General features: G+C 62.5%; 10 protein-coding genes and 1 pseudogene. 2 read left to right on the top strand and 9 right to left on the bottom strand.

Annotation, left to right across the window (positions count from 1 at the left end; translation table 11 throughout):
* A pseudogene (locus tag ACMNAY_RS05435) lies at positions 1-1167 on the bottom strand (hypothetical protein); the annotation flags it as partial.
* A 166-nt stretch (positions 1168-1333) separates the two neighbouring features.
* On the bottom strand, positions 1334-2428 hold the full coding sequence (locus ACMNAY_RS05430) for a DUF3810 domain-containing protein (protein WP_418718677.1): 1095 nt from the start codon (positions 2426-2428) through the stop codon (positions 1334-1336).
* 177 nt (positions 2429-2605) lie between these two features.
* Between ACMNAY_RS05430 and ACMNAY_RS05425 the strand changes: the two genes are divergently transcribed.
* Together ACMNAY_RS05425 and ACMNAY_RS05420 are read left to right on the top strand one after the other, a co-directional pair.
* On the top strand, positions 2606-3049 hold the full coding sequence (locus ACMNAY_RS05425; protein WP_418718676.1) for a MarR family winged helix-turn-helix transcriptional regulator: 444 nt from the start codon (positions 2606-2608) through the stop codon (positions 3047-3049).
* Positions 3050-3092: 43 nt separating this feature from the next.
* Positions 3093-3959 (top strand): DegV family protein, encoded by an 867-nt coding sequence (locus ACMNAY_RS05420; RefSeq protein ID WP_418718675.1) that lies wholly within the window; start codon positions 3093-3095, stop codon positions 3957-3959.
* A gap of 83 nt (positions 3960-4042) precedes the next feature.
* Here ACMNAY_RS05420 and ACMNAY_RS05415 read toward each other — a convergent pair whose 3' ends face one another.
* The 7 genes from ACMNAY_RS05415 to ACMNAY_RS05385 form a co-directional block, all read right to left on the bottom strand.
* On the bottom strand, positions 4043-5101 hold the full coding sequence (locus ACMNAY_RS05415) for a Gfo/Idh/MocA family protein (RefSeq protein WP_418718674.1): 1059 nt from the start codon (positions 5099-5101) through the stop codon (positions 4043-4045).
* Between the two features lie 12 nt (positions 5102-5113).
* Entirely contained in the window at positions 5114-5575 is a 462-nt protein-coding gene (locus tag ACMNAY_RS05410; RefSeq protein WP_418718673.1) for a carbohydrate ABC transporter permease, read from the bottom strand.
* 6 nt (positions 5576-5581) lie between these two features.
* Positions 5582-5938 (bottom strand): carbohydrate ABC transporter permease, encoded by a 357-nt coding sequence (locus tag ACMNAY_RS05405; RefSeq protein WP_418718672.1) that lies wholly within the window; start codon positions 5936-5938, stop codon positions 5582-5584.
* A gap of 5 nt (positions 5939-5943) precedes the next feature.
* Positions 5944-6876: a carbohydrate ABC transporter permease gene (locus ACMNAY_RS05400; RefSeq protein ID WP_394976227.1), complete on the bottom strand. Its 933-nt coding sequence runs from the start codon at positions 6874-6876 to the stop codon at positions 5944-5946.
* 68 nt (positions 6877-6944) lie between these two features.
* On the bottom strand, positions 6945-8258 hold the full coding sequence (locus ACMNAY_RS05395) for an ABC transporter substrate-binding protein (RefSeq protein WP_418718671.1): 1314 nt from the start codon (positions 8256-8258) through the stop codon (positions 6945-6947).
* 26 nt (positions 8259-8284) lie between these two features.
* Complete coding sequence (locus tag ACMNAY_RS05390) at positions 8285-9148, bottom strand: sugar phosphate isomerase/epimerase family protein (protein WP_418718670.1); 864 nt, start codon at positions 9146-9148, stop codon at positions 8285-8287.
* Positions 9149-9384: 236 nt separating this feature from the next.
* Complete coding sequence (locus ACMNAY_RS05385; RefSeq protein ID WP_418718669.1) at positions 9385-10347, bottom strand: helix-turn-helix transcriptional regulator; 963 nt, start codon at positions 10345-10347, stop codon at positions 9385-9387.
* Between the last annotated feature and the right edge of the window lie 14 nt (positions 10348-10361).

Raw genomic sequence — 10361 nt, 5'->3', positions numbered from 1 at the left:
CCCCTCCGGGGTCGGGGTGGGCGCGGGAGTGCCAGTCACCACTGGGGTCGGCTCGGGGGTAGCGGACACCACGGGGGTGGGCGTCGGGGTGACGACCACCTCGGGGGTGGGAGTGGGCGTGATCTCGGGGGTGGAGCTGCTCGTCTCGCCGGAAGCAGAGCCGGACTCGCCCTCCGCAAAGGCCACCGGGAAGAACAGGCGGCCGAATCCGCCCACCACGCTGCTCATCACGCTGCTGGCGGAGTTGGTGGCGGAATAGGTGGCCTCCACGATGTACTCGCCGCCGGCGGCGTCCTGCGCAGTCTTGCTCACGTAGTAGTTGGAGCGGGTGCCGTCCGCGTTGAGCAGCCAGTTCTTGCCGCCGTCGCTCTGGGTGTTGCCCGCCAGGACGTACACGCTGCCCTTGACTTCTTCCTTCTTGCTGATGTTGGTGTCGTAGTCGTTGGAGGGCAGGGTCACGGTGGGATCGAAGCCGTCGCTGGTCTCGTCGTCCAGCACGTTGTCGTCGGTAACGATGTCGCCGGCGCCCACTTCGCTCTCGTCCTTGATCTGGTCCTTAACGGCGTCGGTGTCCACCTTATACTCCACCTTCTCCTTCACCTTGGTGGTGACAGGTTCCGGCAGTATGTAGCCTTCCATCTCGGACAGGTGAACGGTGTACTCGCCCACCGGCAGCTCCTCGATCAGCAGGGTGCCGGTCTCGGGGTCGATCTTATAGGTCTCGGTGGGTTTCTGGGTCTTGGTGCTGGAAGAGCTGGACGACTTGCCCGAAGTGCTCTTGCTGGAGGCGGACTTGTCCGCCTTGTAGTCCACCACCACCTCGAACTCCACGCCGAGCACCGGCATGCTGTTCTCGGCGTTGGTGACGGTGATGCCCAGCGTCTGCTGCACCGCGGTGACCTCCAGGCCCAGCTGGATGGGCTCCGGCGTGGCCGTGGGTTCCGGGGTGGGCGAAGCGGTGGGGTCGGGCGTGGCGGTGGGCGCCGCCGAGGCGGAGCTGCCGGTGGAGGCGCTGTTGGCCGCCGCGTTCACCGCCGTCAGGGCGATGCCCGCACCGGTGCCCACGATCAGGATCATGGCACAGCTGAGAGCCAGCACCGCCTTGTACAGGGGCATGCGGCTCCAGAAACTGCGGGTGAAATAGCGTGAAATATCTTTTCTGCTCATGCTTTGAACGATTCCTCCGCGTATGTGTTTGTCGGCGTCCGCTTTGCTGTTCATGGCAAAGGCGGACGTTTTTTTCGCATATGTGCTTTAAGTATAGCACATATGCCGACAAAGGTACGCGAAATTCCACATTTTTCACAATTTTTGTTGAGAAGCCGGGCGCATTTCACGCCGCCTGCTCCAGCGGGCAGTAGCGCGCCACCAGCAGATCCACGCAGGCGCCGTAGCTGGCCATGCCCAGGTCCTGGCCGTAGCTTTCCAGAAAGGCGGTGTAGGTGCTCTCCGCCAGCTCAGAAGCGGGGCTTTCAAAGGACAGCCAGTATTCGTCGTTCCAGGCAAGGTCCGCCGTCGGGCCCTCTTCCAGCAGCTGCCAGACCTCCCACCAGGCGGCGTGGTCGGCGGAGTAAAGGGCGTTGGACAGGTGCAAAAAGCCAAACAGCCAGCCGGAATACTGCCAGAGCGTGTCGGCGTTTGCCAGGCAGGCCGCAATGCCCACAAAGTTCGCCTCCTGCTCGGGGGCCACGCCCTGCTGGTGGGCCTGCTCATGGGCGATGGTCACAGGCAAAAACACGTTGGGGCAGTCCATGTTGAGGGTGCTCTCGCCGGTGAAGGGAAAAATGTAGCCGGTGAAGCCCACCGCGCTCATGAACCAGGAGTAGACCGCTGGCTTGGGCTGCCGGGCCGGGCCGTCCAGAAAGGGGTATTCCTCCGTGAGGGCGGCAAGGCTGTCGGAGGCCGACTCCATGATGGCCGCGCTGTCCGCCGCAAGGCGGCCGGAAGAGTCCCGTTCCACCAGGCGGCCGGTGCGGTTGGCCCCCTCGGCGAACCACAGGGTGGTGGCCTCCAGCGCTTCGGTGGTCACCGGCTCTGCCGCAAGGCCGCTTTTGTCGCTGAAGCTGGAAGCATAGTAGTGCACGCCCCACAGCCAGCTCACCCCGGCCCAGATCCAGACCGCCAGCGCCGCCAGCCCCAGCAGCCGCCGGGCCAGCACCCGCCTGCCCTGCAGCTGGCCGCGCACCGTGACCACGGCCATCACCAGCACCCACATCCCCAGCGCCGTGCAGAGCAGCTCCGCCAGCGAAAAGGGCAGCGGGTCCGCCACAGCGCTGACGGCCCGGCGCACGCCCGTTGCAAGCGACGCCGCCGCGTCCATCGACGCACGGTCGCGGCGCAGCAGCAAAAACAGCCCCTGGGCCGCTCCCCCTGCCAGCAGAACGTACAGCGCCCGGCTCCGGGCCAGATCTTTTAGCCGCTCCTTCATCGCTCCGTCTCCCTTCGACCTTTTCTTCTTATTATATCCCCCCGCGGCGGTGGGGCGCAACGGCAAGAGAAAAATAATTTGAAGTTCAAAACATCTTGACAAAGAGCATCGGGCGTGGTACCATCAATTCGTTTGAACTTCAAAGCTTTTGTTCAAACGGGAAAGAAGGTGCATTCTGTGACCGATGCGGAGCGAAAAATCAACAGTTTTCTGGTGGACGTGTTCAACGATGTGCTGCGCCTGGAGGAGGACGACCTGGCAAAGGGGCCCTACAAAAACCTCTCGGTCAGCGAAATGCATGTGCTGGATGCGGTGAACTGCGCCGCCGGGGGCGAGGCCATGCGGGAACTGGCAGCCCGGCTGCGGGTGACCGCCAGCACCCTGACGGTGGCGGTGAAAACGCTGGAGCAAAAGGGGTATCTTGTGCGCACCCGCGCCGAAGAGGACCGGCGCAAGGTGACGGTGAGCCTCACCGACGCGGCCCGCGGCGCGCTGGAACGCCACGCGGCGTTCCACGAAAAGCTGGTGGACCGGGTGAGCCGGCGGCTCACGCCCGAACAGATGGACCAGCTGGCAGACACCCTGGCGGCGCTCCATGGTTTTTTCACCGACATCCAGTGAACCGGCGGCCGACACCGCCCCAAACGTAAGGAGACGATGTGACATGATCCGTATTCTGACCGATTCCACCTGTGACCTTCTGCCCGCCGAGGCGGCCCGCCTGGGGGTGGAAGTGGTGCACATGCAGGTGCGCTTTGAAGATGGCGAGGTGTTCCGGGACGGTCTGGACATGACCCCGGACGAGTTCTATGCCCGGCTGGTGAAGTGCGACAAGCTGCCCACCACCAGCCAGCCCAGTCCCCAGGACTTCATGGATCGCTTTGAGGAGGCCAAGGCCGCCGGCGACGAGGTGGTGGCCATTCTCATCAGCGGCCAGCTCAGCGGCACCTACCAGTCCGCCCGCATCGCCGCCGACAGCTGCGAGTACGACAAAATCCATCTGGTGGACAGCATGAACGCCACTCTGGGCGAGCAGCTGCTGGTGCGGCTGGCGGTGCAGATGCGCGGCGAAGGCGCCAGCGCCGCCGAGATCGTGGAGGAGCTGGAGCGCCGCCGGATGGACGTGCGCCTTGTGGCCGTGGTGGACGATTTGAAATACTTCCGCAAGGGCGGCCGGCTCACCGGCGCTCAGGCGCTGGCGGGCAGCCTGCTGGGCATGAAGCCGGTGGTGGCCGTGCGGGACGGCAAGGTGGGCCTTGCAGGCAAGGCCCGGGGCATGCCGGGCGCTTATGTGGCGCTGTTCAAGCTGATGGACAGCGAGGGCGGCCTGGACGAGGCCATGCCCTACATGATCGGCTACACTGCCCACCGCAAGGCCGCGGAGCCCATCCACCGCTACCTCACCCAGAATCTGGGTCTGGAAGCTCCCCTGTGCCGCCACATCGGCACCGCCATCGGCACCCATGCGGGCCCCGGCGCGGCGGGCGTGGCCTTCTTCGCCAAGAACACCGAGCAGGACCTTGCGCTGTGAGCGGTCCGCTTCCGGAATAAAAAGGAATCGCCCCCGGGCTTTGAAAGCCCGGGGGCGGTCTTTTTTTCAAGATGGGACAAATCTCAGCCGATCTGCACTTCGTGGCCGGTCTTTGCCGACTCGTAGATGGCGTCCAGAATCTTCATCAGCCACACGCCGTCCTCCGCGGGGCACAGGCAGGGCGTGCCGTCCCGCGCGCACGTCACGAAATGACGGATCTCCTTGGTGAAGATGTCGTTCATGTCGAGGCCCTGATACTGCAGTTTGGGGCGGGTGGTGGTGAGATAGTGGTGGCGGTCCTGATAGATCTCCAGCACCGGCCCCAGCTGAGCGCCGCCCTTGCTGCCGCTGAAATGCATCAGCGACGAGTCCTCGGCGTTCTCCACCCAGGTGACGTTCAGATAGGTGACCATGCCGTTGTCAAAGCGGATCAGCGCGGTGGCGGCGTCCTCCACGTCGCAGTACTCGTCGTAATCCGCCGTTTTGTATTTCTCCACGCCGGTGATATCCGGCTTCATGCCCAGTTTGGAGAAGGTGGCCGCATAGACGCTCACCGGGCGGGGATTGCCCGCCAGATAGCGCGCCAGGTCGATGATGTGCACACCCAGGTCGATGAGCGCGCCGCCGCCGCTGCGCTTTTTGTCCGAGAACCAGCCGCCGGGGTTGCCCCAGCGCCGGATGACGCTCACCTTGGAGGAATAGATCTCGCCCAGATCGCCCCCGTCGATGACCGCTTTCAGGGCGTCGGTGTTCTGAGCAAAGCGGCGCACAAAGCCCACCATCAGCAGGCGGCCGGCCTCTTTGGCCGTGTCCTCCATCTGCTGCGCTTCCCGGGCGTTCATGGCCAGCGGCTTTTCGCACAGCACATGCTTGCCCGCCTTCAGCGCGGCGATGGTGGCCGGCGCGTGGGCGTTGTTCCAGGTGGTGACGCTCACCGCGTCGATGGGCGCGTCCCGCAGCATCTCGTCATAGCTGCCGTACACATGGGGCACGTTGTATTTTTTCGCGAATTCCTGCGCGCGCTCGAGGTTCAGATCGCACACCGCGGTGACCTCGGCGATATCGCTGTTGGCCTGGTAGCCCACCATGTGGAAATGGCTGATGCTGCCCGCGCCAATGATGCCAATGCGTAATTTTTCCATGGTGTTCCTCCTTTATTTGATGCCGCTGGTGCTGATCCCTTCGATGAAGGATTTTTGCATAAAGAAGAAAAAGATGACCATCGGGATGATGAAAATGGCAGACGCCGCCATCAGCTGCGCCCACTGGAAGCCGTAGGACGTGGTGAACTGGCTCAGGCCCAGAGAAATGGTCCACTTGTCGGGGTCGGTCAGGAAGATCAGCGGCCCCAAGAAGTCGGTCCAGGACCAGACGAAGGCGAACAGCGCCACCGTGACCATCGCCGAGCGGGCCAACGGCAGCACCAGCTGGAAATAGATCCGGAATTCCGATGCGCCGTCGATCCGGCCGGCCTCCAGCATCTCGTTGGGGATGTTGTTGAAGAACTGCCGCATCATGAACACGAAGTACGCCTTGCCGAAGAAATCCGGCAGGACCAGCGGCAGGTAGGTGTTGATCCAGCCCAGCTTCACATAGATGCTGTACAGCGGGATCATCGTGATCTAGAAAGGCAGCATCATCGTTGCCAGAACCAGAAGGAAGAGCTTGTCACGCCCCGGCCAATGCAGCTTGGAGAAGGCATAGGCCACCGGCGGCACCGAGAGAAGGTTGCCCAGCACCGCCAGCGCCGTGACCGTGAAGGAGTTGAGCAGGTATTTCAGGTACGGCACGGCCTGGAACGCCTCCACATAGTTCTGCCAGCGGATCGGAGACGGGATCCACTGAGGCGGGTAGCTGAAGATCTGGTTTTCCCCTTTCAGGGAGGTGCTGATCAGCCACACAAAGGGCACAAAGAAGAACAGCCCCGTGACGACCAGGACCACATAGCGAAGGATCTTTGCCCATTTTTTCATAACCATGGCCGTCACTCCCCATAATGCACCCATTTGGGCGCGGTCTTCAGGATGATAAAGGTCACCAGCAGCACGCACAGCAGCATGAACCAGGCCTCGGCGCTGGCATAGCCGAACCGCAGGAAGGTGAAGCCTTCACGGTAGAGGTTCGACGCATAGAACAGCAGCGAGTTGCCCACACCGCCGATGTCGCCCGGCAGGCGGCCGCGGGTCAGCGACACCACATAGGCCTGGGTGAACATATTGAATCCGGCGATGATGCCGCTGATGAGCTGGAACAGCGTCACCGGCGTGAGCATGGGCCAGGTGATGCGGGTGAACTTGTGCCAGGCGTTGCCGCCGTCGATCTCGATGGCCTCGTAATAGTCGCGGGGGATCTCGCCGATGCCCGCCAGATAGACCACCATCGTGTTGCCGATGCCCCACAGCATGATCATGATGATGGCCGGTTTGCTCCACACCGTGGAGGAGAACCACAGCGGCTCCGGCAGGTGCAGCATGCGCAGCAGCGCGTTGACCAGGCCGTACTGGGGATTGAGCAGCCACACCCAGATCAGCGCGCCGGCCACCGGAGGCACCAGCGCCGGCAGGTAATAGATGGTGCGGAAAATGCCCTTGCCCTTTACGTCCATGTTCAGCAGGATCGCCGTGAAGATGGCCAGCGCCAGCTGCAGCGTCACGCCGATCACCACATAGTACAGCGAGTTCGCCAGCGCGTAGCGGAAGTTCTCGTCCCCGAACATTTCGATGTAGTTCTGCAGGCCCACCCATTCCGGGGGCGAGAACAAGTTATACTCGGTGAAGCTGTAGTACAGGGTGGTCACGATGGGATAAAGCGAAAACGCCAGAAAACCGATCACCCATGGCAGGATGAACAGCATGGCAAGCATGGTCTGCGGGCGCGTGAGCGGTTTGCGGCGCGGCTGTTTTTTCTCCGTGGTCATAATCTCCTCCCCTTTTCCGAAAAGAGCCTTCCCGCCGCGGCGGGAAGGCTCCAGGCGCTCTTTGCGGATTATTTTGCGGGCGCCCACTCATCGGCGAGAGGCTGGATCTTTTCCGTCACCTGATTCAGCGCTTCGTCCACCGTCACAGCCTGGCTGTAGATCTGCTCTTCGATGGTGATCATCAGGGTGTTGTACTCACCCATGAAGGGCAGCGCGGGCAGCGCTTTGGTCTGCGCGTGGCTGGCGTACTCGGCAAAGGGTTCGAGGCTGGGGTTCTGCTCCAGCAGGGCGGGGTCGGCAAGGCCGGAATGGGTCGCGGGCAGGTTGCCCTTGGCGGCGCACAGCGCCACCTGCGCCTCGTCGGAGGTGAGCCATTCCACAAACGTGTAGGCAGCTTCCTTGTTCTTGGAGGCAGCCGGGATCACCAGCATGCCGCCCTGCAGGAAACCGCTGGACTGTTCTTCGGCGCCTTCCGGATAGGGCAGGCTGGTCACGCCCCAGTTCAGGTCGGGCGCGTACTCCGCCAGGAAGGTGGGATACCATTCGCCCTCGATGCTGAAGGCCACCTTGCCGGTGAAGAAGGGGTTCTCGGCGCTCTGGTACTGGCCCAGGCCGCTCTTGAACTTCTGCACGCCGGCATTATCATAGAAGCCGGAATACAGGGAGTTTTTCAGCTCCATGGCCGCCTTCACGCCGTCGCTGGCCGCCAGGACCTGATTGGTCTCCTCGTCATACAGCGAAGCGCCGAAGGAATAGGGGATCGCGGCCACGGTGACCCAGGGGTAGTTGGGGATGCAGCCCAGACGGGTGTAGTCGCCGTTTTCATCCTTCTGGGTCACGGCTTCGCACATCTCGGAAAACTCTTCCCAGGTCTTGGGCGGCTCGGTGTAGCCGGCCTCCGCCAGGATGTCCTTGTTGTAGAACAGCATGAAGGTATCCATGGTGAAGGGGATGCCGTACTGCTTGCCGTCCACCTCGCCCAGCTTGAGCAGAGGCTCGATATAGTTGCTCATATCGGTGCCGGCGGCCTCGATGTACGGGGTCATGTCCGCCAGGGCGCCGGTGTTGGCCCACTGGTTGGCGGTGTAGTCCATGGTCAGGCCCACGTCAAAGGAGCTGCCGCCGGTCATTGCCACCAGCTGCTTTTCGGTGGTGGTGCTGTCCAGCACTTCCACTTTGATCTCCGGGTGCACCTTGGAAAACTCGCTGATGACCTGGGCGAACTTCTGCGCCTCCAGGCCCTGCCAGGTGTGCCAGAACTGGATCGTGGTGGTCTCGCCCTCTGCGCCGCCGGAACCGGTGGTCTCCTGCGAACCGCAGCCGGCGAACAAGCTCATCATCATGACCGCAGAAAGCACCGCGGCCGCCAGTTTCTTTTTCATGTCGTTCCTCCTGTCTGTTTGCGCCGTTACAGCTGCGACAATGTGCGGACGTTCGCCATGCTGATGCGGGAGCCGTTGCAGCAGTCCTCCACGCCCTCAAACTCGATGCAGACGTCGCCGTCGTAGCCGGACTCCTTCAGTTTCTTCATCAGTTTTGCCACGGGCAGCTCGCCCTGGCCCACGATGGCGCCGCGGAAGTACCGCCCGCCGTTGGTCTTCATCCAGCCTTCCTTATCCAGCAGAAGGTCGTCGTCCCGCAGATAGAAGTCCTTGAAGTGGACGGTGGCCGCAAAGGGCAGCAGCGCCTCCATGCACTTGAGGGGATCTTCGTCCACGCAGATGGCGTTGCCCACGTCCAGCGTGCAGCGGAAGTTGGGCCGGTCCACTCCGAGAATGAGCTGACGCACCCGGTCGCCGCCGTTGATGTAGGTGCCGTGGTTCTCCACCGTCAATACCATGCCGTAACCGGCCGCGTAGTCGGCCAGCTCGCGGCAGACCTCGATGAGCCACGGCAGGTCGCGCTGGTAGTTTTCGATGACGTTGTCCTCCGCCGCGCGGCCCCACTGGGAGAGGTCGCACCGCACACGGGGCGCGCCCAGGCGGTGGCCGATGTCGATCTGGCCTTTCAGCTTCTCCACTGCCGCCCGGTCCTGTTCGGGGTCGCCGGTGAGCACATTGCCCGGCGTGCAGTAACCGGAGATCCGCAGCCCGATCGCCTCCGCCTTGGTGCGGATGCGCTCCACCACCCCTTCGATCTCGGGATGGACGGCAAATTCCACGATCTCCATGTGTTCACCGCCGTTGTCCTTGATCCACTGGATGGCGTCCTCCAGGCTCATCCCTTTGTTAAGGGCGTCCAGAAGGCTGTAAATACTGAGTCCGACCTGCATAAGCATCCTCCTTTGTGAACATTTTTTTATCTTTTCAAATATTAAATACGTCAAAAAGCAAATGGAAAAAAGTCTTTTCGTCCCGTTTCGCGGCGGGCGCAGGGCCGCCGACCAGAAAAAATTACAAAACCGGCAGACGGGGCCGTCCGTCTGCCGGGAGAATCGAAGCCCGCCGCGCGGGCTGTATCCTGTTGTTTCCGCGGAATCGCTTTTTCCTAAATTATTACAAACCCCGCTCATTTTTTGTTTGCTCTGGAGGCGGTGGACCGGGCCTTTGCCTCGCCGGGGGTCATGCCCTTGTATTTCTTAAACAGCTTACTGAAATAGTAGTTGTCCTGAATGCCCACCCGCTGCGCCACCTCTTTGATGGAGAGATCCTCATGGGTCAGCAGATACTCGGCGTAATCCGCCCGTTTGCGATTGATGTGCTCGGTGATGGAGATGCCGTAAGCGCGTTTGAAGGTCTGGCCGAAATAGGCCGGGCTGATGAAAAATTTGGCGGCCACGTTCTCCACGGAGATGTCCGGCTCGCAGAAATGGGCGTCCAGATAGATCAGCACCTCGTTGGCAAGCTCGCCGCTGGGGTGGCTGGAGGGGTCATATTTGCCGGCCTTCAGGCTCTCCTGCAAATCGCGCCGCACCCGGACGAGGGCGCTGCCCAACGTTTCCCCCCGCTGCGCCCATTCATCCAGCTCGTCCAGAGAAAGATAGGGCAGCTGCTCCCTGTAGGGCTCCTGAATGGAGCGGGCCATTGCCACAAGGCTGTTGAACACCACCGTGATCTGAAAGAAATCCACCTGCAGGCTTTGAAGGGTGGTGAGCAGGATGTCATACAGCGCCCAGAACTGGTGCCAGCTGTATTGCTTCATCCCGCACTGGTGCAGCAGCCCCCACAGCTGGCTCAGCAGGTGGTATGCCTCCCTGTTCATCGCGCCGGACTCCTGCACCACCCGCGCTTCGCCGCCCCAGAAGGGCGAGGCCGCGATGTGGGCCTGCCGGATCGCGCCCGCCCACTCGTCCGCCGTGTAGAAAGGTCGGCTCACGCCGATGGCCGTGTGCTGTTCCTCCAGCCGGCGCAGCCAGTCTTCCTCCTTTTCCTGCGCCACGGCGGCAACGCCGTACCACCACTCGCCGCGGCGGACCATCGGGCAGACCAGGCCCTCCTCCGGGCCGAGGGAAACGCCCGCGCACAGCACCATCTTCCGCACTCCGT

The sequence above is a fragment of the Candidatus Allofournierella merdipullorum genome, assembly GCF_048426865.1.
Taxonomy (GTDB): domain Bacteria; phylum Bacillota; class Clostridia; order Oscillospirales; family Ruminococcaceae; genus Allofournierella_A; species Allofournierella_A merdipullorum.
Note: the sequence above shows the minus strand (reverse complement) of the source record. Positions and strands in the feature narration are given on the sequence as shown.